We start from the raw sequence: 25,418 nt of genomic DNA, 5'->3' as shown, positions 1-25,418 counted from the left end.
GATGAGGACGGCCGCCGCGCCGCGGGCGGGGTGCCTGCGGATGCCGTACGGGTCAGATCAGCAGGTTGTAGATCTGCCAGCCGTCGCCGATCTTCGTCCGCGCGGCGAACGGGGCGGCCGGGTCGCCGGTGCCCTTGTACAGGTACAGGGCGCCCGCCGACTCGCGGGCGATCATGTCGGCCTTGCCGTCACCGGTGAGGTCCCCGGTGCCCGCGAGGGTGTTGAACCGTCCCCAGCCGTCGCCGATCTTCGTCCGTGCGGCGAACGGGACCGTCGCGCTGCCCGTGCCCTTGTACAGGTACAGCGCACCGGCGCCGTCGCGCGCGACGATGTCCTTCTTGCCGTCGGCGTTCAGGTCGCCCGTGCCGACCAGGGTGTTGAACTTGCCCCAGCCGTCGCCGACCTTGAGCTTCGTCAGGAACGGAACCGCCGGGTCGCCCGTGCCCCGGTACAGGTACAGGCTGCCGGTCGAGCTCTGACGGGCGATCATGTCGGCCTTGCCGTCACCGGTCAGGTCACCGGTGCCGACGAGCAGGTTGAACTGCCCCCAGCCCGTCCCGACCTTGAGCTTCGTCAGGAACGGAGCGTTCTTGTTGCCGCTGCCCCGGTAGTACCAGAGCGTGCCGGAGGAGTCGCGGGCCACCATGTCGCCGGTCCCGTCGGCACGCAGGGTGTCGAGGTTGGTGAGGGCGTTGAACTGCTGCCAGCCACCGCCCACGCGGTACCGGGCGTAGAACGGCGCCGAGGCGCTGCCGGTGCCCTGGTACTGGTACAGGTTTCCACCGGAGTCACGCGCGAGGACGTTGCGCCGGGTGGCGCCGGCGTCGGGAGCGGTGGGCGTGGCCTCGGTGACCTGGGTCGACTTCACCCAGGCCAGGCGGTGGTTGTAGCGGATCGGGATGTAGACGTCCGTCTTGCCGACGACCCGGACCTGCGAGGAACCGAAGTAGTCGTCACCGAGGACCGCGTCGCCGGCCTTCGCGTAGGCCTGACCGGTCGCGACCGTGTACTTCGACAGGTAGTCCGGGTTGTCCGTGGGGGCCGCCTGACCGGTGCCGGTGTAGGCCGACGCCTCCGGGAAGGACCGCCCGTACAGCTTGGCTCCGGTGATGGGCTTCACGAGCGTTCCACCGGTGACAGGCGCCGTGTACTGGCCGCCGGGGTTGCGGAACCACGCCTTCTTTCCGGCGTACCAGATCGCGGTCCAGTCCCTCTGCGCCTCGGCGACGACGTAGGTGCCGCCGGCGACGACCTTGTTCCCCCAGTTCGGTCCTTCGGACCACAGGTACGAGGGGAAGTAGGGGTCGGTGATCGTGGCCGACGACGTGGACGGCGACGTGTAGAGGTAGAGGAAGTTCGACGGACGGGGGTCGACCGGCTTGGTCGCGCCGCCGTAGGTCAGCGTGGGCTGGTTCGCCGTGGTGAACGGCGGCACGACACGCACCAGCTGGCCGGCCTTGAGCGGTCCGCCCGCGCCGCCGGCACCGGTGGGCGCGCCCATCAGCGACATGTAGTGGTTCCAGTCCCAGTACGGACCGGCGTCCCAGTGCATGCCGGCGACCTTGGCGTCCAGCTGTCCCGGCACCTCGTCGTGGCCGATGATGTGCTCACGGTCGATCGGGACGCCGTACTTGGCCGCCAGGAACTTCACCAGGGCCGCGGAGGACTCGTACTGGGGCTCCGTGTACCAGCTGCCCGCCTTGATGGCGTAGCCCTCGTGCTCGATGCCGATGTCGTGCATGTTCGCGGTCCAGTTGCCCGCGTGCCAGGCGACGTTCTTGTTCTCGACCATCTGGGTGACCAGACCGTCGGAGGCGCGGATCAGGTAGTGCGCACTGCCCCGGGCCGTGGAGCTCTGGAAGGCGCTGATGGTGCCGGCGTAGCTGCCCTCGGTGTCGTGGACGACGATCCGGCGGACGTCGAAGCCGTTCGCCGGGCGGCTCGCCAGCGTGTAGTTGCGCTGGCCGGTGCTCGGGACCTCGGCAGGGATGTAGTTGCAGTTCAGGCCGGCCGGGCACTCGGGCGTCGGAGTCGCCGTCGTGCTCACGGTCGTCGCCAGCGGCAGTTTCGACGGCTTGACCGGGTTCACGGTCGGGTCGGCGGGCAGGGTGACCTGCTGGCCGTCCGTCGTGAGCCTCTGCTCACCCTGGCGGATCGACTCGAAGACGCGCTTCGCGAACAGGTCGGCGCCCTTCTTGTCGGGCGACTGGCTGTAGCGCGCCACAGCCGCGTACCACTCGTCGGCCTCTTCGGGCAGGTCGCCCGTGGCCTCCTGCTGGTACTCGGCGAGCAGCGCGGCGCCCGCGCGGATGCTTGTCCCGGCGTCCGCCTTCACGGACTCCTCGGAGCTGTCGATCAGCTCGGCGGCCTCGTCCAGCGTGTGCAGACGGGGGTCGTCGGTGTCGACCGTCTCCTTCGGCAGGGCCGCCAGCGCCTTCTCGGCGTCGAAGGTCTTCTCGATCTCCGGGTTGCCGCTCGCGTTCAGGTGCGCCAGGCGCTCCTTGGCCTCGTGCTGCTCCACGTCCTCCGGCTGGACACTGGTGAGCCCCATGACGTTGTACGCGCCGGTGACGCTCGGCTCGCCGCGGTGCGACTCCCAGCGCGTCTGCCGGTACGAGACCGCCATCAGCACGCTCTGCGGAACGTCGAACTCCTCGGCGGCCTGTGCGAACTCCGCCTGGAGCCGAGCCCCCGGCGCCACCGCCGCCGTGTCGCCGTCCCCGCCCAGCAGATCCGGCGACGCGACGGCGACCGTGCCGGCGACGGCCGACGCCACGACGGCGGCGGCCACTCCGTACAGGATCGATCGTTTCTTACGGTTTCTCCGATGTCTCGGATTCACGCCCCACCCCTGATCAAGGCCCACCCCTGCAGGCTCCGAAGTGATGGCGACCGCGGCTCCCCGCCCGGTCGCAAGCGCCTGAGGCTAACACCAGGGCATGACAACGATGGGCCCCGGGGCGTCTCATCTGCTGAGCGGCGACATGGACAGCGCTCTCGACCCCGTACTGTTGACGACGTGACCGTGAACGCTAAGACCACCGCTACCGGTGGCAACACCTGGCGAAACCTGCCCGCGGCGCAGCAGCCCGAGTACCCCGATGCCGAGGCTCTGCGCGATGTGATCGCGGACCTCGAGTCGTATCCGCCGCTCGTCTTCGCGGGCGAGTGCGACCAGCTGCGCGCCCGGATGGGAGCTGTCGCCAAGGGCGAGGCGTTCCTGCTCCAGGGCGGCGACTGCGCCGAGGCCTTCGACGCCGTGTCCGCCGACCACATCCGCAACAAGCTCAAGACCCTGCTCCAGATGGGCGCCGTGCTGACGTACGCCGCCTCCGTTCCGGTCGTCAAGGTCGGCCGGATCGCCGGCCAGTACTCCAAGCCGCGCTCGAAGCCGACCGAGACCCGCGACGGTGTCACCCTGCCCACCTACCGGGGCGACTCCGTCAACGGCTTCGACTTCACCGAGGCGGCCCGGATCCCGGACCCGGAGCGGCTCAAGCGCATGTACCAGGCGTCCGCGTCGACGCTGAACCTGGTGCGCGCCTTCACCACCGGCGGCTACGCCGACCTGCGCCAGGTGCACGCCTGGAACCAGGACTTCGTGAAGTCGTCGCCGTCGGGCCAGCGCTACGAGCAGCTCGCCCGCGAGATCGACAACGCGCTGAACTTCATGAAGGCCTGTGGCACCGACCCGGCGGAATTCCGCACGGTCGAGTTCTACGCCTCCCACGAGGCGCTGCTGCTGGACTACGAGTCGGCGCTGACCAGGGTCGACTCCCGGACCGGGCACCTGTACGACACCTCGGGCCACATGGTCTGGATCGGTGAGCGCACCCGCCAGCTGGACGGGGCGCACATCGAGTTCGCGTCGAGGATCCGCAACCCGATCGGCATCAAGCTCGGCCCCACGACGACGGTCGACGAGGCGCTGACGTACGTCGACCGCCTGGACCCGGAGCGCGAGCCCGGCCGGCTGACGTTCATCGTCCGCATGGGCGCCGACAAGGTCCGCGACAAGCTTCCCGAGCTGGTCGAGAAGGTCACCGCGTCGGGCGCGACCGTGGCCTGGGTGACCGACCCGATGCACGGCAACACCTTCGAGGCGGCGTCCGGTCACAAGACCCGGCGCTTCGACGACGTGCTCGACGAGGTCAAGGGCTTCTTCGAGGTCCACAAGGCGCTCGGCACCCACCCGGGCGGCATCCACGTCGAGCTCACCGGCGACGACGTCACCGAGTGCGTGGGCGGCGGCGACGAGATCTTCGTCGACGACCTGCACCAGCGCTACGAGACGGCGTGCGACCCGCGGCTCAACCGCAGCCAGTCCCTGGACCTGGCGTTCCTGGTGGCGGAGATGTACCGCGACCAGTAGTGACGGCTCGACGACGGTGGGGCGCGGATCGATGTGATCCGCGCCCCACGGTCGTATCCCGGGCTTTTGCGACCCGCGGGCGACGGGTAAGGTTAGGTTAGCCTCACCGATCAATCGGGACGGCGCCCCTTATCGATCCCGTTCGATCCCCGGGAGGTGAACCGCGTGTACGTCTGCTCGTGCTTCGGCATCACGGAGAAGCAGGTCAAGGAACACGCGGAAGCCGGTGCCTGCACCCCCCGCCAGATAGCGTCCGTGTCCAAGGCCGGAACGGACTGCGGTTCGTGCGTGCGCCGGATACAAGGGCTCCTCGGCCGTGGGGCGTGCCCCCGCCGCGAACTGCTGGAGAACGGCAGCAGCGCCGCCGTGCTGGCCGCCGATCCGACGTCCGGGACCCGTCCCGCTCTCGACGAGGCCGCCTGAGTCTGCCGGGCCCGCGCGCGGGTGTGCGCGGACGCCGTCCTCAGCTGTCCGGCTGCTCGATCAGCTGGGCGATGTAGAGCGCCTCACCGAGCTTCTCGACCAGCTCCAGCTGGGTGTCGAGGTAGTCGATGTGGTGCTCCTCGTCCGCGAGGATCGACTCGAAGATGTTCGCCGAGGTGATGTCGCCCTTGGTGCGCATGACCTCGATGCCCCGCCTCAGGCGGTCGATCGCCTCGACCTCGATCTGCCGGTCGGCCTGGAACATCTCGGTGACCGACTGCCCGATCCGTACGTGGAACAGGCGCTGGTAATTCGGCAGGCCCTCCAGGAAGAGGATGCGGTCGGTGAGGACCTCGGCGTGCTTCATCTCGTCGAAGGACTCGGCCCGGGTGTACTTGGCGAGCTTCGTCCAGCCGAAGTTCTCCTGCATCTTCGCGTGCAGGAAGTACTGGTTGATCGCGGTCAATTCGGCAGTCAGCTGCTCGTTGAGAAACTCGATGACCTCGGGGTCGCCCTGCATCGCAGAGGCTCCTTCCGCGCGTATGACTGGGCAGGTGCGCGCATCCTCGCATCGCGGCAAGGGGTCGTCCAGTAAGTGCCTCCTTAGTAGGAGTTGCCCGAATCCGCCCAGACCTGGTCATGACCACCCCTCCCGGTCTGTCACCATTGGAGGCATGGGTCAGCCGGAGAGCCGGGAATACCGCGCACCAGAGGAGTCCGAGCTTCCGCCGGGACAGCGACTGCAGCGCGGCTGGCCGGTCACCCACTACGGCCCCGTCCCCAAGTTCAAGCCGGACCGCTGGGAGTTCAGGGTCTTCGGCGCCACCGCGGACGGCGACAAGCGCTGCTGGAACCACGAGGAGTTCTCGGCGCTGCCCTTCTGCACCGTCGTGGGCGATCTGCACTGCGTGACGAAGTTCAGCATGCTGGCGGCCGAATGGGGGGGTGTGTCCGCCCGTACGATCGTGGAGCTCGCCCCGCCGGCGCCCGCCGTCACCCATGTCATGGTCTGGGCCGAGTACGGCTTCAGCGCGAATCTGCGGCTGTCCGACTTCGTCGCGGAACGCACGATCTTCGCCACGCACAAGGACGGTGAGCTCCTCACCGCCGAACACGGATTCCCGCTGCGGCTCGTCGTGCCGCACCTGTACGCCTGGAAGGGGCCCAAATGGGTCCGTGGCGTGGAGTACATGACCGCCGACCGCCGCGGCTTCTGGGAGGAGCGCGGCTATCACAACGTCGGCGACCCCTGGAAGGAGCAGCGCTACTCCTACCAGGAGGAACCGGGAGACGGCCCCGAGTTCTGAGGGCTCCTGGCCGTCCCGGACGCCGCGGGACGGCGGCGTCAGTGGTGGTACTGGTGGACCACCGCGTGGCCCTTTCCGCGGCCGATCATCCACTTGTTCACGGGGGTCGTGACCAGGAAGGCGATCAGGAACGCGAAGGCGAGCGCGCCCCAGAACAGTCCGTCCGCCAGGTGGGCGTCCATCGCGCCGGGCACCAGCAGCAGGACGCCGTTGTCGACGATCTCCATGACGGTGATGGACAGCGTGTCGGCGGCCAGGGCCACACCGATCGCGGTCTTCAGGCCCACACCCGCGCGCACGACGGCCCACAGGGTGAGCGAGTAGCCGAAGAAGAAGGCCAGGGCGATGGCCAGCGCCATGGTGGGGGCGTTCCCCCAGCCCAGGGACGTACCGATGATCATGCCGAGGACCTCGCCGATGGCGCACCCCGTGAGGCAGTGCAGCGTGGCCTTGGCCGCCATGGACCAGCTGACCTTGCCACCGCCGTGGTGTGCGTGAGCGGACTGGTCGTGCCCCTGCTGGGCGGTGTGGTCCTGGTGGCCGCCGTGTGAGTCCTGGGCGGCCTGGTCGTGGGCCGCGTGGTCGTGCCCGGTGTGGTGCGCGTGCGTCTCGTGCTGCATGGCGATGCCCCCAACGTCAGGTAGCGGTTCCTGCCGACAGCAACAACCGTATACCCCCCAGGGGTATTCCTCAACGGCTCGCCGAAAGCCGTCAGCGAAGTTTCTTCAGCAGCGCCACGTCCGCCGCGTGCCCCTCCTTGCCGCCGGGTGTCTCGATGATCAGCGGCACACCGTCGGTGGCCGGATGGGCCATGAGCTCGCGGAACGGCTCCTCGCCGATGTGTCCCGCGCCAATGTTCGCGTGACGGTCCTTGTGTGCCCCCACCACATCCTTGGAATCGTTGGCGTGGATCAGCTTCAGCCGGCCCTCCCCGACCGTTGCCACGAGCTCGTCCAGCGTCCGCGCCACACCCTGCGGAGCTGCCAGATCATGCCCCGCCGCGAAGATGTGGCAGGTGTCCAGGCAGATCCCGAGCCTGGGGTGTGCGTCGAGCGCCTCGAAGTAGGGTCCGAAGTCCGAGGCCAGGTAGCACAGCGACGAGCCCTGGCCCGCCGTGGACTCCAGCAGCAGATACGGGTCGTCCTCGTGCGTCAGCTCGTCCAGCAGCGGCAGCATCCGCTCCCGCACCTGCGCCAGGGCCACCTCGCGGCTGCGGCCTCCGGTCGCCGAACCCGTGTGCACGACCACGCCCGGAGCGCCGATCTGACGAGCCCGGCGCAGCGAGTGACGCAGCGAGATCACCGACTGTTCGACGGTGGCCTCGGTGTGCGAGCCGAAATTGATCAGATACGGGGCGTGCACCCAGGCCGAGAGCCCGTCGTCAGCGCACTCCGCGCGGAACTTCTCGTCCTGCGCGGGATTCCCGCCGGGCGTGGCCCAGCCCCGCGGATTGGCCACGAAGACCTGCACGGCCTCCGCCTCCAGTTCCCGCGCGTAGGCCAGGCCGGTCGTGGCCAGGCCGCCGGCCACGGGGACGTGGCCGCCGACGGGGTTGCGCATGAGCACTCAAAGTCCCTTGATCTTGATGGTGACCGTGCTGCCCTCAGGGGCCTCGTCGCCGCCCGCCACCGACTGGCTCTCGACCGTCTCGCCGAGGAACGGGAAGCTCTTCTCCACGTCCACCACGAAGCCCGCCGCCTCCAGGTCCGCGGTGGCGTCGTCGATGCTGTCGCCCACCACGTCCGGGACCTCGATCATCCGCGGTCCCTTGGACACCGTGAGCGTGACCGTGTCACCGGCGGCGAGCCGAGTGCCCTCGGCGGCGGACTGCCGCGCGACCGCACCGGCCTCGTGGGGCGAGTTGATCCGCCTGGCGGCCACCTTCACCTTCAGGCCGGCCTCTTCGAGCTCGGCGGTGGCGTCCTCCACGAAGTCCCCGGTGACGTCCGGGACGTCGATCGGCGCGCCCTTGCTGACCACGAGCGACACCGCGCTGTCCGGGCTGCGGCTGCTGCCCGGCTCCGGATCGGTGCTGATCACCGAGCCCTGGGCGACGGTGTCGTCGAACTCCCGGGTCACCATGCCCGGCGCCAGGCCCACCCTGCGCAGCTCGCGCTCCGCCTCGGCGAGCGGCCTGCCGGCGACCTCCGGCACCTTCACGATCTTCGGGCCGCGCGAGACGATCAGCGTGACCGAGCCGTTGCCGCGGATGCGCTCGCCCGCGGCGGGATCGCTGTTGATCACCGAGCCGCGGGGAACCGTCTCACTGAAGTCGTGGCGGACCTTGCCCGCTTCGAGACCGGCCCGGTCGAGCTGTCGGCGGGCGTCCTTCTCCGTCTTGCCGATCACCGCCGGGACACGGGTGAACTGGCCGGAGTTGATGTACCAGACGCCCGCGCCGATGCCGAGGAACGCGACGACCGCGACCACCAGGGCGAGCACGCCGCGGCGGGCGAGCGGGCCCCGGGCGGGACCGGGCCTCTCGGGCGGCCGTGAGGAGGGCGGCGGCATGGTCAGCCGCGCGGTGTGGTGGACCTCGGGCTCCCCGCGGGGCAGCGCGCGGAGGATCACGTCCGTAGGCGCGTCGTCCGGGGCGGCGTCCGCGGGGGCGCCCTCGCCGCGGGCCTGTGGCGGCACCGCGTCCAGCTGCTCGTCACCGAGCGCGGCACGCGCCTGACGGGCCTGCGCCAGCAGCGCGACAGCGTCGTGCGGCCGGATGTCGGGGTTGCGGGCGGTCGCACTCGCCACGAGGTCGTCGAGCTCGACGGCGAGGCCAGGCACGAGGGCGGAGGGAGCGGGGACGTCCTCGTTCAGGTGCTGGTAGAGCACCTGGGCAGGGGTGTCGCCGGAGTGCGGCTTGCCGCCCGTGAGCATCTCGTACAGCACGACACCGCACGCGTACACGTCGGCGCGGGTGTCGGCGGTGCCGTACTCGATCTGCTCGGGCGCGAGATACGAGACGGTGCCCAGCACGGTGCCGGAGGTGTTCGTGACCGAGCCGACCGCGCGGACCAGTCCGAAGTCGGCGACCTTGACCCGGCCGTCGTCCCCTATCAGGACGTTCTCGGGCTTCATGTCCCTGTGCACGAAACCGGCCCGGTGCGCGGCGCCGAGCGCGGCGAGCACGGGCTCCAGGATGTCGAGCGCGGCCCGCGGCTGGAGCGCGCCGCGCTCGCGCAGGACGTCGCGCAGGGTGCAGCCGGCGACGTACTCCATCGCCAGATAGACGTACGCGCCCTCGGCTCCCTGGTCGAAGACCCCGACGACATTGGGGTGCGCCAGCCGGGCCACGGACTTGGCCTCGCGGATGAACCGCTCCACGAACGTCGCGTCGGTGGCGAGCTCGGGGTGCATCACCTTGAGCGCGAGGACCCGGTCGAGCCGGGTGTCGACGGCCCGGTAGACCGTGGCCATGCCGCCGACGGCGATACGCGCGTCGACGCGATAGCGGCCGTCGAGCACCTGCCCGACGAGGGGGTCTGAAAGGGTCGTGTCCACCCGGCGATTCTACGAGGCGGGACCGTTCGCCCTGTCCGCCCCGGAACCGCTTGCAGCGCACCTGTGACGGTTGTCGTGAACCTGCCGGGGCTTTCCCCACCCGGCCTCCCCTACGGCCTGGCGGCCGCGGGCGGCATCCCATCCCGAACTGCGGGCAGGCCCGAGGCCCCCACACGCCTGCGGCCGTGCCCTCGCTCTGCCCTACGGCCTGGGGCCCGTGGGGGTACCCCTGCCCTGTATCGAGGCCAGGAGGCCCCCGACCGGCCAAGCCGGCCCCGGACGGTCGACGACCGTGCCCGCAACTCCACCTGCGGCCTGCGGCCTGGCGGCCGGGGAGTGCGCCCGGACGGGCTGGCTTCGCGCGGCGAAATCCAGCCTCGCCGAGGCCTGAGGCGCGGGGCCCGGGCGGAGCACCGGTTCGGGACGGGCGGGGCGGAGCCGGAGACCCTGCGGCCTGCGGCCGTGGGCTACCCCGTCCTGCATGGGGCAGCCCTCATGCCCGTGCGGCCTGGCGGCCGGGGGAGTACACCTGGACGGGCTGGCTTCGCGCGGCGAAATCCAGCCTCGCCGAGGCCTGAGGCGCGGGGCCCGGGCGGAGCACCGGTTCGGGACGGGCGGGGCGGAGCCGGAGACCCTGCGGCCTGCGGCCGTGGGCTACCCCGTCCTGCATGGGGCAGCCCTCATGCCCGTGCGGCCTGGCGGCCGGGGGAGTACACCTGGACGGGCTGGCTTCGCGCGGCGAAATCCAGCCTCGCCGAGGCCTGAGGCGCGGGGCCCGGGCGGAGCACCGGTTCGGGACGGGCGGGGCGGAGCCGGAGACCCTGCGGCCTGCGGCCGTGGGCTACCCCGTCCTGCATCCTGGACGGGCTGGCTCCGCGCGGCGAAATCCAGCCTCGCCGGCGCTTGAGGCGCGGGGTCCGGGGCGGGGCCCCGGTTCGGGAAGGGGCGGGGTGGGGAACATGCCCGCGCAGCGGACCACGCCCCCGTCGGCGTCCGAGGCGCAGGGCCGGGACGGACCCGAGAAGGCGGCACCCCCGAACCCCGCCGGACTCAGAACGCCGGGCGTTCCGGGTCCAGGGACGCCCGGCCCTCCGTCGGCGACGACGCCTCCGCGAAGTGGCGGCGGGGAATGCGGCCCGCCCGGTGCGCCAGGCGGCCCGCCTCCACCGCGTGCCGCATCGCCTCCGCCATGAGCACCGGCTCCTGCGCCCGCGTCACCGCCGACGCCAGCATCACCGCCGCACAGCCCAGCTCCATCGCCAGCGCCGCGTCCGACGCCGTGCCCGCGCCCGCGTCCAGGATCACCGGGACGCCCGCCTGCTCGATGATCAGCTGGAAGTTGTGCGGGTTGCGGATGCCGAGCCCGGACCCGATCGGCGAGCCCAGCGGCATGATCGCCGCGCAGCCCACGTCCTCCAGCTTCCGCGCCAGCACCGGGTCGTCATTGGTGTAGGGCAGGACCGTGAAACCGTCGTCGACCAGCGTCTCGGCCGCCTCCAGCAGTTCCACGCCGTCCGGCAGCAGCGTGCGCTCGTCCGCGACGACCTCCAGCTTGATCCAGTCCGTGCCCAGCGCCTCCCGCGCGAGCCGCGCCGTCAGAACCGCCTCGCCGGCGGTGAAACAGCCGGCCGTGTTCGGCAGGACCCGGATGCCCAGCCTGGTCAGGACGGACAGGACGGAGCCCTGCACCGTCGGGTCGAGACGCCGCATCGCGACCGTGGTGAGTTCCGTGCCGCTCGCGATCAGCGAGCGTTCCAGGACGTCGAGGCTCGGCGCCCCGCCCGTACCCATGATCAGTCGCGAGGTGAGGGTGGTGCCGCCGATGGTGAGACGGTCGTCGGCCACGGCGCTCAGCCTCCCTGCACGGCGGTGAGGATCTCGACACGGTCGCCGTCGCCGAGCCGGGTGCCCGCCCACTGGCTGCGCGGGACGACGGTCTCGTTGACGGCGGCGGCCACACCCGAGGGGGCCGCCGTGAGGGCCGCCACCACGGTGTCCAGGGTGGTGCGGTCGGCGAGCTCGCGGGTCTCGCCGTTGACGGAGACGTTCATGCGGGCTGCTCCTGTCGTACGCGTGCGCCGACGGGGGCGAACCGGCGGGGGCTGAACGGGCCGGCGAGGTCCGGCAGCCGCCCGCTGGTGAGCGCGTCGGCGAGCACGTCGCCGGTCACGGGCGTGAGCAGCACGCCGTTGCGGTAGTGGCCGGTCGCGAGCAACAGCCCCGGCAGCTCGGTGAATCCGAGCATCGGAGCGTTGTCGGGGGAGCCGGGCCGCAGCCCGGAGCGCGTCTCGGTCAGCGGCAGTTCGGTGATGCCGGGCACCAGCTCGTGCGCGTCCCGCAGCAGTTCGTACACGCCGCCGGCGGTGACGGTCGTGTCCCAGCCCAGCTCCTCGGTGGTCGCGCCGACCACGAGCTCGCCGTTCTCGCGCGGCACCAGGTAGACGTGGCTGCCGCGCACCACCGCGCGCACCGTGCGGGACAGGAACGGCGCGTACGAGCCGGGTACCTTCAGCCGCAGGACCTGGCCCTTCACCGGCCGCACGGGAGGCAGGACGTCGTCCGGCACCCCGCCGAGGCGGCCGCTCAGGCTGCCGCCCGCCAGCACCACCTGGCCGGCGGCGGCTTCCGTTCCGTCGTCCAGGACCGCACCCGCGGCGCGGTCGTGCACGACGAGCAGCCTCTCCGCCCAGGCGCGGCGGAATTCGACACCGGCGCGCTCGCAGGCGACGACCAGCGCTGTGGCGAGCCGCCGCGGATCCACCTGGTGGTCCCCGTCGACGCGCAGACCGCCGCGGACCCCCGGCGCGAGCATGGGCTCCAGGCGGCGGCACTCGCGACCGGTCAGCCACTCCGACTCCAGGTCCGAACGGCGTTGCAGGGCGTGCAGTTCGCGCAGGTGCGCGCGGTCGTCGGCGTCGAGGGCGACGGCGAGGGTGCCGCACGCGCGGTAGCCCACCGACCGCCCGCTCGCCGCCTCCAGCTCGGCGGCGAACGCCGGGTAGCGCCGGGCCGATTCGAGGTTCAGGCCGAGCAGCGTCTGCTCGCCGTAGTGGAGTTCGGTGACGGCGGCCAGCATGCCCGCCGCGACCCGCGCGGCCCCGCCGCCGGGCTCCGGATCGGCGACGGCCACGCGCAGCCCGCGCTGCGCCGCGCGCCAGGCCGTGGCCAGGCCGATGATCCCGCCCCCGACGACGAGGACGTCGGGTGCGTCTGGTGTACGAGACATGGGCGTCCAGCCCCTCCCTTCGCCGGCATGACCCGGATCAGGTTCGTACGGTCGGAGGCCGGCCAGCCTCCCTCTCAGCCCGGTGCGTCCGGGCTCCCGCGAGTGCCTTACGGTGGCCACCCTAACCCCACGCCCAGGCGCGCAGTAAGGGAGCCGCCGTCACCCGGCGCGGGTGCGCAGGAGGTGGACGCAGTGGCGGTATCGCTCGACGGACTGGTGCTCGCGCCGGTGGCCGACCAGGCCCCGGGTCAGGTCGGCACGCGCACCCGGTTCCTCTACCACGAGGAGCAGGGGCGGATCTGGGCCGAGTACCAGGGCGGCGACGTGGTGCGAGGCCACCTCGTGGGCACGCGCGAGGGGGACCGGCTGGACTTCCGTTATGTCCAGTTGAAGACGGACGGCGGGACGTCCAGCGGCCACTGCCTGTCCACCGTCGTCGAACTCCCCGACGGGCGGGTGCGCCTGGAGGAGACCTGGGAGTGGGAGTCGCAGGAGGGCAGCGGGACCAGCGTCGTCGAGCAACTGCTGCCTGATGATTCGTCAGAAGCTTAAGCTGGCCCGGTGAGCGAGCACACGCACGAGCAGGCCGGGGACGGGCGACGGGTCGTCGTGGTCGGCGCGGGCATGGCCGGGGTGCAGACCGCGGTCGCCCTGCGCGAACAGGGCTTCACCGGACCGGTCACCCTCATCGGCGCCGAACCGCACCAGCCGTACGACCGGCCGCCGCTCTCCAAGGCGATCCTCCTCGGCACGGCGGAGGGTTCCGCGTTCGACATCGACTTCGACGCGCTCGGCGTCGACCTGAGACTCGGCTGTGAGGTGACCGGCGTACGCCCCGGGTCGCACGAGGTCGACACCGCCGCCGGACCCGTCCCGTACGACGTCCTCGTCCTCGCCACCGGCGCCGAACCCGTCGCCCTGCCCGGGGCCGCGGGCGTCCCGGGCGTCCATCTGCTGCGCACGCTCGACGACGCGGACCGGCTGCGGCCCGTGCTCGCCCGGCAGCACGACATCGTGGTGGTCGGGGCCGGCTGGATCGGCGCGGAGTTCGCGACCGCCGCGCGCGGGGCGGGCTGCGCGGTGACCGTCGTCGAGGCGGCCGACCGTCCGCTGGCCGGGTCCCTGCCCGCCGAGGTCGCGGCGCCCATGGCCCGCTGGTACGCCGAGGCGGGTGCCGAGCTGCTCACCGGCGAGTGGGTGGCCGCTGTCGAGCCGGGCACGGTGGTGCTGGCCGGATCGGGGCGCAGGATCGCGGCCGGCGCCGTCGTCGTCGGCATCGGCGCCAGGCCCGCGACCGCCGCCCTCGTCGGCAGCGGCATCGAGCTGGGCCCGGACGGCGCAGTCGTCGCCGACCGGCATCTGCGCACCTCCGCGCCCGACGTGTACGCCGTGGGGGACTGCGCCTCCTACCCCTCGGGCCGCTACGGCACCCGGCTGCTCGTCCACCACTGGGACAACGCCCTGCAGGGTCCGCGCACGGTCGCGGCCAACATCCTCGGAGCCGCCCCGGAGCCGCAGGTGTACGACCCGGTGCCGTACTTCTGGTCGGAGCAGTTCGGGCGTTTCGTGCAGTACGCGGGGCACCACCCGGCGGGCGACACGCTGCTGTGGCGCGGTGACCCGGCCGTGGACGCCGACTGGTCGGTGCTGTGGCTGCGCGAGGGCGTGCTGGTCGCGCTGCTCGCCGTCGACAGGCCGCGTGACCTGGCACAGGGCCGCAGGCTCGTGGCGTCGGGCGCGCGGCTGGACCCGGGCCGGGCCGCCGATCCGTCCGTCCCCCTGAAGGCGGCGACCGCGTAGGCATCGGCTACCGGCTGTCAGTCCAAGATGGCAGGCTTGTTCCTGTGACCGAGATTGACGCAAAAATTGATGCTCTCGTCCCCGCCTGGCTCCACCTGCCCGACATCGCGGAAATGCTCGATGTCGAGGTGACGCGTGTGCGGCAGCTGGTCAAGGAGGGCCAGCTGATCGCCGTCCGCCGTGGTGAGAACAGGACACTGCAGGTGCCTGCCGCCTTCATCGACGGCAACAAGGTGGTCAAGGGCCTCTCCGGGACCCTGACGCTGCTGCGGGACGACGGCTTCACCGACGAAGAAATGCTGGAGTGGCTGTTCACTCCCGACCCGACCCTGCCGGGGACCCCGGCGCAGGCCCTGAGCGAGAATCGCGGCACGGAGGTGAAGCGCCGGGCTCAGGCGCTCGCCGTCTGACGTCCGTCCCGACGTCCCCGTCCTGACAGGACGGCCTCGTCCCGAACCATCGGAGCGCGCGGTGCGGGCGGGAGCCGCACGGCCCCGCCCGCACCCGCGCGCCGCTCAACACCCATCCAGCGGGGGGAAGCACCATGTCCACGGCTCGCGAACTGCTCGGCGACGCCCGCCTGTATCTGTGCACGGACGCCCGGAAGCGCCAGGGCGACCTGGCGGAGTTCCTGGACGCCGTGCTCGCCGGCGGCGTCGACATCGTCCAGCTGCGCGACAAGGGCATGGAGGCGGGCGAGGAGCTGGAGCACCTCCAGGTCTTCGCCGACGCCTGCCGGCGCCACGGCAAGCTCCTCGCGGTCAACGACCGGGCGGACGTGGCCCACGCCATCGGGTCGGACGTGCTGCACCTGGGCCAGGGCGACCTGCCCGTCCCCGCCGCGCGGGCGATCCTCGGCGACCGGGTGCTCATCGGCCGCTCGACGCACGCCGAGGCCGAGGTGGACGCGGCCGCCGCCGAGCCCGGCGTCGACTACTTCTGCACCGGCCCCTGCTGGCCCACCCCCACCAAGCCCGGCCGCTTCGCCCCGGGCCTCGGTCTCGTGCGCTACGCGGCCTCGCTCAGGAGCGACCGGCCCTGGTTCGCGATCGGCGGCATCGACGCGTCGAACCTCGACGAGGTGCTGGACGCGGGGGCGCGCAGGGTCGTGGTCGTACGGGCGATCACGGAGGCCGACGATCCTGCCGCGGCGGCCGCCGGTCTGGCGAAGCGGATCAGGGAGCGCAGCGCCTGACCGGGCGGGCTCGGGCTGCGGAGGCCGTCGGCACCGCCGAGGTGTCTCACGAGTGTCCAGAGTGTGGACACGAGACGGACAAAAGGCGACAAAATCCCCTGATCTGGTTGGGTGACCCCCTGGGCCTGGCTAACCTGCCCGTATGGCCCTCGGCACTGCTTCCACCAGGACGGATCGCGCACGCACCGTGCGCGACATGCTCGCGACAGGCGAGACGACGTACTCCTTCGAGTTCCTCTCGCCCAAGACGGACAAGGGCGAGAAGAACCTCTGGAACTCGCTGCGCAGGGTCGAGGCGGTCGCGCCCGACTTCGTCTCCGTCACCTACGGCGCCGGCGGCTCCACCCGCGCCGGCACCGTGAAGGCGACGCAGAAGATCGCCGCCGACTCCACCCTCACCCCCGTCGCCCACCTCACCGCCGTCGGCCACTCCGTCGCCGAACTGCGCAACATGGTCGGCCAGTTCGCCGACGCGGGCATCCGCAACATCCTCGCGCTGCGCGGCGACCCGCCCGGCGACCCGATGGGCGAGTGGGGCAAGCATCCCGAGGGCGTGACATACGCCGCCGAGCTGGTCCGGCTCATCAAGGAGTCCGGCGACTTCTGCGTCGGCGTCGCGGCCTTCCCGGAGATGCACCCGCGTTCCCCCGACTGGGACACGGACATCCGGCACTTCGTCGACAAGTGCCGCGCGGGCGCCGACTACGCCATCACACAGATGTTCTTCGAGCCCGAAAACTATTTCCGGCTCCGCGACCGCCTCGCCGCGGCGGGCTGCGAGACCCCGATCATCCCCGAGGTCATGCCCGTGACCAGCGTGAAGATGCTGGAGCGGCTCCCACAGCTGAGCACCGCCGCCTTCCCCGAATCACTCCGGGACCGGATCCTCTCGGTCAAGGACGATCCGGCCGCTGTACGCTCCACTGGCATCGAGTTCGCGACGGAGTTCTGCGCACGGCTGCTGTCCGAGGGTGTCCCGGGACTGCACTTCATCACGCTCAACAACTCCACGGCGACGCTCGAGATCCACGAGAATCTCGGACTGCACCCGCAGTCGTGACCGGCCACACCCGCCACAACCACGGGCGGCGGCCGCAGGAGAGGGGCGGGCATGGGCTGGACGGTCCTCTACATCGCGTTCGGCATCGTCGCGCTGTGGCTGCTCGGTGAGGTGCTGCTGCAGTACAAGGCGCGACTGCGCTGGCGTGTCCTGGCCTTCGCAGGGTTCCTCGGCGTCGTCGTGGGCGTGCTGCTGCCCTCCGTCGTGGTGATCGCGCTCGGTGCGGCCGCCTTCGCCGTCGGCCAGACGTACGTCACCCTCTCCTTCCGGCGCGGCTTCTCCACGGGCTGGGCGCTGGGCGGCAGTCCGGGGGTGAGCAGGCGCCGCAGGTCCGCCCCGGCGGGGGCCGAACGCGAGCCGACGCTGGAGGTCTCGGACCTCTCCTACGAGTCCTCCGAGCCGCCGCACGCCCCCGAGGGGCCCGAGGTCTACGAGCCCCAGCCGCTGCCCGACGAAACCGGTCAGTACGGCATCTACACCGAAGAGGCCTACGCGGCACGGCAGCAGGAACAGGAACTGCATCAGCCCTACGCCCCGTACGGCGTCGCCCCCACCGGCTACGGCGCGTACGACGCATACGGCGACCACGGTCTGCCCCAGCAGCCCGCCGACGGCAGCCACTACGACTACGGATCCGGCCAGCAGTACCCGGCCTACTCCGACCCGTACGCCGGCGCACAGCAGTACGCGGCCTCCTACGGCGGCTACGACGCCTACGGCGCGCAGCAGCCCTACGCCGACCCGTACGCGCAGCAGTACGGCGAAACGCCGCCGGGCGGGGTCTGGGTCCCCCAGCAGCGCGACGGCGACCAGCAGATCCCCCCGATGCCTCAGGAACAGCCGTCGCCGTACGGCTACGACGCGGGATCCGGCCGCAACGAGCAGCAGTACCGCTACTGAGTCGCCCGTGCTGCCACGGGCCGGCGGTCACTCCGGCCCTGTCGCACGCTCCGCGCTCACTGCGAGCCGCGGAATCCCGCGCCCTCCACGATCAGCCCGGCCACCAGCGCCCCCGACATCCCCGCATGCGCCAGCCCGCCGCCCGGGTGCGCCCAGCCCCCGGCGACGTACAGGCCCGGCAGGTCCCCGGCGTTCGCCGCGGGCAGGAAGGCGCCGGACGCGCCCGCGAGAGCCGGGGCCGGGACCCGGTCCGTGCCCGTGGCGTGCCGGGTGTCCTCGGGGCTGCGCACCTCGCGCCACAGGATCCGCTCGCGCAGGTCCGGCACCGCGGTCCCGGCCGCCTCCACCATCCGGTCGGCGGCCTGCTCGGCGGCCTCCGCCCAGGTCTGCCCGCCGTGCAGGCCGTTCGGCACGGTGGAGACCAGCGTGACGCTCTCGTGGTCGCCGTCCGGCCGCAGCTGCGGGTCGTCGGGCCGCAGGACCGTCACCGTCGGGTGGGGGGCAGTGCGCCCGGCGGCGATCGCGTCCCACTCGGCCGCCGGGTCCGGCGCGTGCACGACGGTGCGGTGCACGGCAGCGGCCTCCCGGCCGCCCCGCAGGGCCAGATGCACGCTCACCCGCCCGGTCCGCACCCGTGGCTGCCGGTGCGGCCACTCCTCCCGGCGGCTCGGCTGCCCGATGTGCCCCTCGAACAGGGACGGCAGCAGAGCGCCGCAGACCACCACGTCCGCCTCGCCGGGGCCGCCGGAAGCGAGCTCCAGGCCCGCCGCCCGGCCGTCCTTCTCCAGCACGCCGGTCACCGCCGCCCCGAAGACGAACTCCACCTTCCGGGCCAGGCACCGCTCGTACACCGCGTCGGCGAGCGCGCGCAGGCCGCCCATCACGTACCACGAGCCGAAGGTCTGCTCCATGTACGGCAGGACGGCGGCCGACGCCGGCGCGGTGCGCGGGTCCAGCCCGTACGCCACCGCATGGCTGCCCAGCAGAGCCGCCAGGCGCGGATCGCGCAGCTCCCGCTCGCCGATCTCGCCGAGCGTGCGGGCCGGACGCCGGAACAGGCCGCGGCGCAGTGCCGGATAGGGGTCCCGGGCGAGGGGCGAGCGGTCGGCGGGCAGCGGCTCCTCGAGCAGCGGCCGCCGCGAACGCTCCCATGTCTCGCGGGCCCGCCCGAGGAACTCGCCCCAGCGCTCACCCGCACCGGACCCCAGGGCCGCGTCGAGCGCGGAGACGATGCCGGACCGCGAGGCGTTCGGCAACGACACGTCCGTGCCGTCGGGGAAGACGTGCCGGCTCGCCGGATCGACCTGGACCAGCTCGACGCACCGCTCCAGCGGCTCCTTGCCCGTCTTGACGAACAGATCGCGCCACACGGCGGGCAGGTGGAGCAGACCGGGCCCGGTGTCGAAGGCGAAGCCGTCGCGCTCGAGGCGGCCCACCGAACCTCCGTGGGTCGCCGACCGCTCGTACACCGTCACCCGGTGGCCGGCCGTGGCCAGCCGGGCGGCAGCCGCCATCGCGCCCATGCCGGCGCCGATCACCGCAATTCGTGCCATGCGGCCGACTTTATCGACCGCCGCCGACACTCATTCCCGTGGCCTGTGGACCACGCCCGCGGCCGCCCTGCGCTTCCGCCACCGTGACGATGCCCGGCACTGATCCTGCCGGTCCAGCCGCTGGTGAGGACGAGGGGGAGTACGGACACGGACGTGATCGTGACCAGGCCGAGGCGGTGTGGGGTGGGGATGAGCACACAGGGCTGAGTATCCGTACTTAGGTGCTGAGATGAGTACCCGCGCGGATGGGCTCCCACCTGCGCGGACGGAAGAGTGGGGACCACGGGAGGGGCGCGGCGCCGGCACCGACGACACGGGGCTTCGGAACGGCGCGGCACCCCTGCCGGAACGGGGAGAACGCCGGAGAGCCCACGACCACGGGGGAACGACGGGGGACGGGCTCTCCGGACCACGGGGGGAGCGGGGGACAGGGGAACCGGGGGAGGAACGGGGGACACGGGGGACGTACGCGGGGGCCCGGGCCGGAACAACCGGCCCGGGCCCCCGCGCTCAGTCGCGTCGGCCGCTCACCCGTCCGTGCAGCAGCAGCGACAGCGCCCCGTGCACGTCGTCGAGCGACCGCTCCCGCTGGAACGCCTGCCAGTCGAGCGCCGCCACCAGCACCATCCCGACCAGAGCGGCGGCCGTGAGCGGGACGTCGATCTCCTCGCTCAGCTCGCCCGCCTCGACGCCCTCCCGCAGCACCTTCTCCACGACGGCCACCGCCTCCTGCCGGACGACGAGCAGTGTGGACTGCCAGGCCCGGTTGGTGCGCCACAGCTCGGCCACGTACAGCTGAGTGAAGGCCGGGTAGCGGTCGATGAACACCAGACCGGCCCTGATCATCGCGTCCAGTGCCTCGACCTTGGTGCCGCCGCGCTCGGCCGTCTCGTCCGCCGCCCGCTGAAGCGAGGTGGTCAGCAGGCCGACACCGAAGCGGAGCAGCTCCTCGAAGAGCTCGGTCTTGCTCTTGAAGTTGTAGTACACCGTGCCCTTGGCGACCCCGGCGCGCTCGGCGATCTCGTCCACCGTGGTGGCGGAGAACCCCTGTTCGGCGATGAGGGTCACGGCGGCCTCGTAGAGCTTGGCACGCGTCGCCCGGCGTCTGGTGCTCGTGCTGTCCATGGCGTCGATTGTCACAGGTCGGACCGCTGTCACAGGTCGCACCGCCGTCACAGACTCAGCTCCGGGTGCAGCCGGTCCAGTGTCCACACCTGCTTGCGCCGAGCGGAGACCGCGGTGAGCGCGAGGGCGCCCGCCGTGAAGGCGGCGAGCACGACGCTCGCCTGCCAGACCGGGCCGAGCCCGCCGCCCGTGATGAGCCGGCGCAGCGCCTCCACGACGTGAGTCATGGGCAGGAAGGGGTGGATGGCGCCGAAGAACGCCGGGCTCGTCTGGACCGGGTAGGTGCCGCCCGCGCTGGTCAGCTGGAGCATCAGCACCGCGAGGACGAGGATCCGGCCCGCCGCGCCGAAGCGGGCGTTGAGCCACTGGATGATCGCGGCGAAGCAGCAGGTGACCAGTGCCAGGAAGGCGACGGTGCCCGCTGCCCGCGCGGCACGCAGCCCGATTCCCCAGTGCAGTACGGACATCAGGGCGGCGACCTGGAGCAGACCGATGGCGGCCACCGGCAGCCAGCCGGCCAGCGCGATCCGCCAGGCGGAGGCGCCCGCGGCGAGGGCCCGCCGGTTCAGCGGCTGGATGATCATGTACGCGACCATCGACCCCACCCAGAGGGACAGGGGGATGAAGTAGGGCGCGAAGCCGGTGCCGTAGTTGGGCGCCTTGTGCAGCGACTGGGCGGCCAGCTGGACCGGGTCGGCCATGACCTCCGTTCGCCGGTCGCGGTCCTTCTCGTCGTAGTCCGGAATCCTGCCGACGCCGTCGTGCAGCCCGCCCGCCAGATCCTTGGAACCTCCGGACAGCCGGAACAGCCCGCCGTCCAGTTCGCCCGCGCCCTTCTTGAGCCGGCCGACGCCCGCGTCGAGATCCGTGGAACCGGTCTTCGCGCTGGTGAGGCCGGTGTGCAGCCGGTCCGCTCCGCGGGCCACCTTGTGCGCGCCCTTGTTGAGCTCGTTGATCTTGCCGACGGCGTACTCCAGGTCCTCGTCCAGCCCCGGGGAGCGGGCGGCGAGGTCGTCCGCCTGCTTCTCGAGCTTCTTGAGGTGACCGGTCATCGCCTTCAGGTCGCCGTTGTTGTCGGCGACGAGCGCGTTCACGTCGTCGGCGATCGCCGCCACGTCGGCCGCGGTGACCTCGGCGCGCTTCAGGGCGGGGCAGAAGCTGGGGTCGGGGAGCGGGTTCTCCTCGCAGCGCGTGCGGTACATCTCGCTCAGCTCGTCGGCCGACTCGTGGGCCAGCCGGGCCGTGGCCGGGGCGCGCTTCGCGAGGATGTCCAGGTTGTGGCGCACCGCGCGGGAGGAGTCCGCCACGAGGCGGGCGGTGTCGCCGATCGTCCTGCCGTTGTCCTTGAGGTACGGACGGACGTCGGCGGCGATGCCGTTGACCTTGTCGGCCAGCTGCTGGGTGCCCGCCGCCACCTGCCGGGAACCGGTCTCCAGCTCGCCGGCGCCCTTGTCCAGTCTGGTGATGCCTCCGGCGAGCTTCCCGCTGCCGGCCTTCGCGTCATCGAGGCCGTCGGCGAGGTCCTTCGAGCCCTTCTTCGCCTTGCCGACACCGTCCTTCAGCTTGTCGGCGCCCTTGGCCGCCTCGGCGGTGGCGTCGTGGATGTCGGAGAACGAGATGAAGATGCGGTCCAGGAAGCCGCGCGAGGTGTTCGTCGACGCGGCCGTGCGGACCTCGGAGAACACCGTGCGGGAGATCTGCCCGACGATGTAGTTGTTGGCGTCGTTCGTACGGACCCGGAGCGCGCCCGTCTCGGGGGAGTCGCCCGAGCTGGAGGCGATCCGCCGGCTGAAGTCCTCGGGCATGGTGAGCGAGAGGTAGTACGTGCCGTCCTCGACGCCCTTGCGGGCCGCGGCGTCGCTCACCTCGTGCCACTCGAAGACCTTGCTGTCGCGCAGGCCCTCCGTTATCTCGTCACCGGCACGGACCTTCTTGCCGCCGGCGGTTGCGCCCCTGTCGTCGTTGACGAGGGCGACGGGGATCTTGTCGAGACGGCTGTACGGGTCCCAGAAGGACCACAGGTACAGCGCTCCGTACAGCAGCGGCAGCAGCAGTACGGCGACGAGAGCGGCGCGCGGCAGCTTTCCCCTGCCGAAGCGCCTCAGCTCAAGCGCGGCCAGTTTCGGCGAGCGCATCGGCCGCCCCCTCCTCGGTCGTGTCCTCGTGATCGCCGCGAGGCATGGCCTCGGCGGCGTGAGTGGCCGTCCGGTCCTCGTCTGCGTGAGTGGCCTCGGCGGGCTCGCCGGCGTCGCCGGCCTGGGCCCGGTCGGACGGCTCGCCGGCGTGGGCCTGTGCGTCTCCGTCGGCGGCCGGCGACGCGTCGGCGCCCGGCGTGTCCGCTGCGGCCTCGGCGGAGCCGTCGGCAGCGGCCGCGCGGGTGGTGACGGGCGTGGGCGAGGGCTTCTCGGCCGGGGACCCCGCTGCGCCCGACCCGTCCCCGGCCTGCGCCGGGGTCGTGCGGACGACGGTCGCGTCCTGGGGGGCCTGACTGCACACCGCCAGCACCGTGGTGCCGCCACCGGCGACCGAACGCAGCAGCGCCCACGCCTCCGCGCGGTCGGCGTCCGAGAGCTTCAGGTCCATGTCGTCGACGGCGAGCAGCCGAGGGCGGCCGATCAGCGCGAGCGCGACGGACAGGCGCAGCTCCTCCAGCCGTTCCAGGTCGCGCACGGCCGTCCGCTCCTGCTTGGGGAGCGCGGCCAGATCCAGCCCCGCCATTTCCAGGGCGCGGTCGACACGGCCGCGCGCCTCGGCGGCCCGCTCGGCGCGCGGACGCAGCAGCGCGCGCAGCGAGCCGTCGAAGCGGCGCTGCAGCAGAGCACGCTCACGGATGTGCTCGGCGACGGTCAGCGCGGGATCGAGATCGCTGACCCCCTGCACGGGTCCGAGCGCGCTGATCCGCCGCACGGCGGCCATCCTGCGCGGCAGCTCCAGCCCGCCGACCTCGGCACGGCCCTCGGTGGGGCGCATCCGGCCGGTGAGCGCGAGCAGCAGGCACGTGCGCCCCGACCCGGACGGGCCTTCGATCACGACGAGCGACCCGGGCGCGGCCTCGATGCCGACCGCGCGGAAGGCCCAGCCGCGCGGCCCCTTGAGTCCGAACCCGTCGACGGCCACCGCCGCCCCGTGCGGGCTCTCCACGGCCCCCACCCCCTGTTCGCCCACTGCCGCCCATTCTTTGAACTGACTGGTCAGTACAGAAGTTACCGCGAACCTGTGATCGAGGCAAAGTCCCAGGTCACGCCGATTGTCAGTGGGGACCCTCACGATGGACACATACGGCCACAGTGCCGTCACACGACGACAGGAGGCTCGTCATGGCCAGCCACTCCGCAGCTGCCGCGTCCCGGCGCCGCGCCACCGGCCCTGCCCCCTCACTGACCGGTTCCGCCCACGACGTCCACCCCGTCCTGCGACGGGCCTCGGCGCCGCCCGCCGCCCTCGATCTGCTCGCCCAGGCGCGCGCAGGTCTCGAGGAGGCCGCCGTCCTGGACGTGCCGAACGAGCGCTATGCCACAGCCCATCTCGCCGCGCTGCGCACCGCCGCCGCCGTGCTCGCCGCCCGTGGCCGGCCGGAGACCAACCCCCGCCGCCGGCAGCGCATCCGCAGCGCCTGGGAGGTCCTGCCCGAGATAGCGCCCGAGCTGGCGGAGTGGAGCCTGCTCTTCGCCTCGGGGGCGGAGCGCCGGGCCCGGGCCGAGGCGGGGATACGGGGCGCGGCGAGCGCCCGTGACGCCGACGACCTGCTGCGCGACGCCGCGATGTTCCTGCGCCTCGTCGAGCGGCTGCTGGTGCTGCAGCCGGTGCTGCCCCAGCCGAGGGCGGAGCACCCGCATCAGCGGTCACAGGCGGCGCAGCGGCCCGGTGCGACCGGCGGTACCGACGGCACCGGTCGGGAGGGAGGAGCCATGAGCCGGGAAGAGACATGAGCCGGGAGGAGCCGTGAGTCGGGACGGAGCGCTGCCGGACCGGTGGAGGCAATAGGGTGGACGGCGTCTCACCAGCACATCGCCCGAGGAGTCAACTGCCGTGCCGGACCCTTCCCCTGCCTCCGGTGGGGAGACCCCACCGCGACCCTCCCGCGCCTCGCTCCGCACCGCCGTGGTGTGGGAAGTCCTCAGGGACGCCATCGACCGCCGGGTCAAGGCGGTCGGTACGGACTCCCTGGACGTCCTCGACACCGGTGGCGGCACCGGTAAGTTCGCGGTGCCCCTCGCCCGCCTCGGCCACCGCGTCACCGTCGTCGATCCCAGCCCGAACGCGCTGTTCGCCCTGGAGCGCAGGGCGGCCGAGGCCGGGGTTGCGGACCGGGTACGCGGCGTCCAGGGAGACGTCCACGGCGTGTTCGACGTGGTCGAGCGCGGCAGCTTCGACGCCGTGCTGTGCCACGGCGTCCTGGAGTACGTGGACGACCCGGCCGAGGGCGTGCGCAACGCCGTGGACGCCCTGCGTCCGGGTGGTGCGATCAGCCTGCTCGCCGCCGGGCTCGGCGGGGCGGTCCTGGCCCGGGCGCTGGCCGGTCACTTCACCGAGGCGCGCCAGGCGCTGAGCGACCCCGACGGGCGCTGGGGTGCGGGCGACCCGGTGCCGCGCCGGTTCACCGCCGACCAGCTCACCGAGCTGGTCGCCGGTGCCGGAGCGGAGGTCTCCGCCGTCCACGGCGTGCGGATCTTCGCCGACCTGGTCCCGGGCGTCCTGGTCGACACGGAGCCCGGGGCCCTGGAAGCGCTCCTGAAGCTGGAGGAGGCGGCCGCCGAACTCGCCGCCTTCCATTCCGTGGCCACCCAGCTGCACGTCCTGGGAGAGAAGCACGGCTGATCAGCGGCGCAGCCGCAGATGGACTACGGCTTAGACCCCCCGATCGTGGGCTTCGCCCCGTATGATCGGGGGACACCGTCCGGCATGACGGATCGGAGGTTGGGGAATCAACGCCTCAGTAACTTCGATCGGGCATGGCGG

Annotated in this window: 23 protein-coding genes and 1 riboswitch; of the genes, 11 read left to right on the top strand and 12 right to left on the bottom strand. The window is 72.2% G+C overall.

What is annotated here, in order from left to right:
• Positions 1 to 52 precede the first annotated feature (52 nt).
• Complete coding sequence (locus HW130_RS29470) at positions 53 to 2,791, bottom strand: N-acetylmuramoyl-L-alanine amidase (protein WP_309140622.1); 2,739 nt, start codon at positions 2,789 to 2,791, stop codon at positions 53 to 55.
• Between the two features lie 234 nt (positions 2,792 to 3,025).
• Between HW130_RS29470 and HW130_RS29465 the strand changes: the two genes are divergently transcribed.
• Both HW130_RS29465 and HW130_RS29460 read left to right on the top strand, forming a co-directional pair.
• Entirely contained in the window at positions 3,026 to 4,372 is a 1,347-nt protein-coding gene (locus HW130_RS29465; RefSeq protein ID WP_177152833.1) for a class II 3-deoxy-7-phosphoheptulonate synthase, read from the top strand.
• 165 nt (positions 4,373 to 4,537) lie between these two features.
• A complete protein-coding gene (locus tag HW130_RS29460; RefSeq protein WP_177152800.1) occupies positions 4,538 to 4,795 on the top strand; it encodes a bacterioferritin-associated ferredoxin in 258 nt (85 codons plus the stop codon).
• A gap of 40 nt (positions 4,796 to 4,835) precedes the next feature.
• Here the strand turns inward: HW130_RS29460 and bfr are convergent, their stop codons facing one another.
• On the bottom strand, positions 4,836 to 5,315 hold the full coding sequence (gene bfr, locus HW130_RS29455) for a bacterioferritin (RefSeq protein WP_177152799.1): 480 nt from the start codon (positions 5,313 to 5,315) through the stop codon (positions 4,836 to 4,838).
• Between the two features lie 154 nt (positions 5,316 to 5,469).
• Here bfr and HW130_RS29450 point away from each other — a divergent pair, with 154 nt between their 5' ends.
• On the top strand, positions 5,470 to 6,102 hold the full coding sequence (locus HW130_RS29450) for a sulfite oxidase-like oxidoreductase (protein WP_177152798.1): 633 nt from the start codon (positions 5,470 to 5,472) through the stop codon (positions 6,100 to 6,102).
• A 38-nt stretch (positions 6,103 to 6,140) separates the two neighbouring features.
• Here HW130_RS29450 and HW130_RS29445 read toward each other — a convergent pair whose 3' ends face one another.
• The 6 genes from HW130_RS29445 to thiO all read right to left on the bottom strand — a co-directional run bounded on the left by HW130_RS29445 (position 6,141) and on the right by thiO (position 12,826).
• Entirely contained in the window at positions 6,141 to 6,722 is a 582-nt protein-coding gene (locus HW130_RS29445; protein ID WP_177152797.1) for a DUF4396 domain-containing protein, read from the bottom strand.
• Positions 6,723 to 6,813: 91 nt separating this feature from the next.
• Positions 6,814 to 7,662 (bottom strand): deoxyribonuclease IV, encoded by an 849-nt coding sequence (locus tag HW130_RS29440; RefSeq protein WP_177152796.1) that lies wholly within the window; start codon positions 7,660 to 7,662, stop codon positions 6,814 to 6,816.
• A 6-nt stretch (positions 7,663 to 7,668) separates the two neighbouring features.
• A complete protein-coding gene (gene pknB / locus HW130_RS29435) occupies positions 7,669 to 9,600 on the bottom strand; it encodes a Stk1 family PASTA domain-containing Ser/Thr kinase (RefSeq protein WP_177152795.1) in 1,932 nt (643 codons plus the stop codon).
• A 1,050-nt stretch (positions 9,601 to 10,650) separates the two neighbouring features.
• The gene (locus tag HW130_RS29430; RefSeq protein WP_177152794.1) at positions 10,651 to 11,445 is read right to left on the bottom strand and encodes a thiazole synthase; all 795 of its coding nucleotides are present in this window, start codon (positions 11,443 to 11,445) and stop codon (positions 10,651 to 10,653) included.
• A 5-nt stretch (positions 11,446 to 11,450) separates the two neighbouring features.
• Complete coding sequence (gene thiS / locus HW130_RS29425) at positions 11,451 to 11,651, bottom strand: sulfur carrier protein ThiS (RefSeq protein ID WP_177152793.1); 201 nt, start codon at positions 11,649 to 11,651, stop codon at positions 11,451 to 11,453.
• On the bottom strand, positions 11,648 to 12,826 hold the full coding sequence (gene thiO / locus HW130_RS29420) for a glycine oxidase ThiO (RefSeq protein ID WP_177152792.1): 1,179 nt from the start codon (positions 12,824 to 12,826) through the stop codon (positions 11,648 to 11,650). The genes thiS and thiO overlap by 4 nt, the downstream gene beginning before the upstream one ends.
• Positions 12,824 to 12,936, bottom strand: a riboswitch (TPP riboswitch). It overlaps the preceding gene by 3 nt.
• An 82-nt stretch (positions 12,937 to 13,018) precedes the next feature.
• Here thiO and HW130_RS29415 point away from each other — a divergent pair.
• The 6 genes from HW130_RS29415 to HW130_RS29390 all read left to right on the top strand — a co-directional run bounded on the left by HW130_RS29415 (position 13,019) and on the right by HW130_RS29390 (position 17,781).
• Entirely contained in the window at positions 13,019 to 13,378 is a 360-nt protein-coding gene (locus tag HW130_RS29415; protein WP_177152791.1) for a hypothetical protein, read from the top strand.
• A 9-nt stretch (positions 13,379 to 13,387) separates the two neighbouring features.
• Positions 13,388 to 14,626, top strand: a complete 1,239-nt coding sequence (locus tag HW130_RS29410) for an NAD(P)/FAD-dependent oxidoreductase (RefSeq protein WP_177152790.1) — start codon at positions 13,388 to 13,390, stop codon at positions 14,624 to 14,626.
• 44 nt (positions 14,627 to 14,670) lie between these two features.
• Complete coding sequence (locus tag HW130_RS29405) at positions 14,671 to 15,036, top strand: Rv2175c family DNA-binding protein (protein WP_177152789.1); 366 nt, start codon at positions 14,671 to 14,673, stop codon at positions 15,034 to 15,036.
• A 134-nt stretch (positions 15,037 to 15,170) separates the two neighbouring features.
• Positions 15,171 to 15,821 carry a thiamine phosphate synthase gene (thiE, locus tag HW130_RS29400; RefSeq protein WP_177152788.1) on the top strand — a complete coding sequence of 217 codons (651 nt, stop codon included), beginning with the start codon at positions 15,171 to 15,173 and terminating at the stop codon, positions 15,819 to 15,821.
• Positions 15,822 to 15,963: 142 nt separating this feature from the next.
• Positions 15,964 to 16,881 (top strand): methylenetetrahydrofolate reductase [NAD(P)H], encoded by a 918-nt coding sequence (gene metF / locus HW130_RS29395; RefSeq protein WP_177152787.1) that lies wholly within the window; start codon positions 15,964 to 15,966, stop codon positions 16,879 to 16,881.
• Positions 16,882 to 16,932: 51 nt separating this feature from the next.
• Positions 16,933 to 17,781, top strand: coding sequence for a hypothetical protein (locus HW130_RS29390; protein WP_177152786.1), 849 nt, complete (start codon positions 16,933 to 16,935; stop codon positions 17,779 to 17,781).
• A gap of 56 nt (positions 17,782 to 17,837) precedes the next feature.
• Here the strand turns inward: HW130_RS29390 and HW130_RS29385 are convergent, their stop codons facing one another.
• The 4 genes from HW130_RS29385 to HW130_RS29370 all read right to left on the bottom strand — a co-directional run bounded on the left by HW130_RS29385 (position 17,838) and on the right by HW130_RS29370 (position 23,600).
• Complete coding sequence (locus tag HW130_RS29385) at positions 17,838 to 19,334, bottom strand: NAD(P)/FAD-dependent oxidoreductase (protein ID WP_177152785.1); 1,497 nt, start codon at positions 19,332 to 19,334, stop codon at positions 17,838 to 17,840.
• Positions 19,335 to 19,844: 510 nt separating this feature from the next.
• Positions 19,845 to 20,459 carry a TetR/AcrR family transcriptional regulator gene (locus tag HW130_RS29380; protein ID WP_177152784.1) on the bottom strand — a complete coding sequence of 205 codons (615 nt, stop codon included), beginning with the start codon at positions 20,457 to 20,459 and terminating at the stop codon, positions 19,845 to 19,847.
• A gap of 47 nt (positions 20,460 to 20,506) precedes the next feature.
• Positions 20,507 to 22,594, bottom strand: coding sequence for a YhgE/Pip family protein (locus tag HW130_RS29375; protein WP_177152783.1), 2,088 nt, complete (start codon positions 22,592 to 22,594; stop codon positions 20,507 to 20,509).
• The gene (locus HW130_RS29370; protein WP_177152782.1) at positions 22,566 to 23,600 is read right to left on the bottom strand and encodes an ATP-binding cassette domain-containing protein; all 1,035 of its coding nucleotides are present in this window, start codon (positions 23,598 to 23,600) and stop codon (positions 22,566 to 22,568) included. The genes HW130_RS29375 and HW130_RS29370 overlap by 29 nt, the downstream gene beginning before the upstream one ends.
• 176 nt (positions 23,601 to 23,776) lie before the next feature.
• Between HW130_RS29370 and HW130_RS29365 the strand changes: the two genes are divergently transcribed.
• Positions 23,777 to 24,388: an SAV_6107 family HEPN domain-containing protein gene (locus HW130_RS29365; RefSeq protein WP_177152781.1), complete on the top strand. Its 612-nt coding sequence runs from the start codon at positions 23,777 to 23,779 to the stop codon at positions 24,386 to 24,388.
• A 100-nt stretch (positions 24,389 to 24,488) separates the two neighbouring features.
• Positions 24,489 to 25,277: a methyltransferase domain-containing protein gene (locus HW130_RS29360; protein ID WP_177152780.1), complete on the top strand. Its 789-nt coding sequence runs from the start codon at positions 24,489 to 24,491 to the stop codon at positions 25,275 to 25,277.
• The last annotated feature ends 141 nt before the right edge of the window (positions 25,278 to 25,418 follow it).

It is taken from the genome of Streptomyces sp. PKU-EA00015 (genome assembly GCF_013387495.1).
GTDB lineage: Bacteria > Actinomycetota > Actinomycetes > Streptomycetales > Streptomycetaceae > Streptomyces.
Note: the sequence above shows the minus strand (reverse complement) of the source record. Positions and strands in the feature narration are given on the sequence as shown.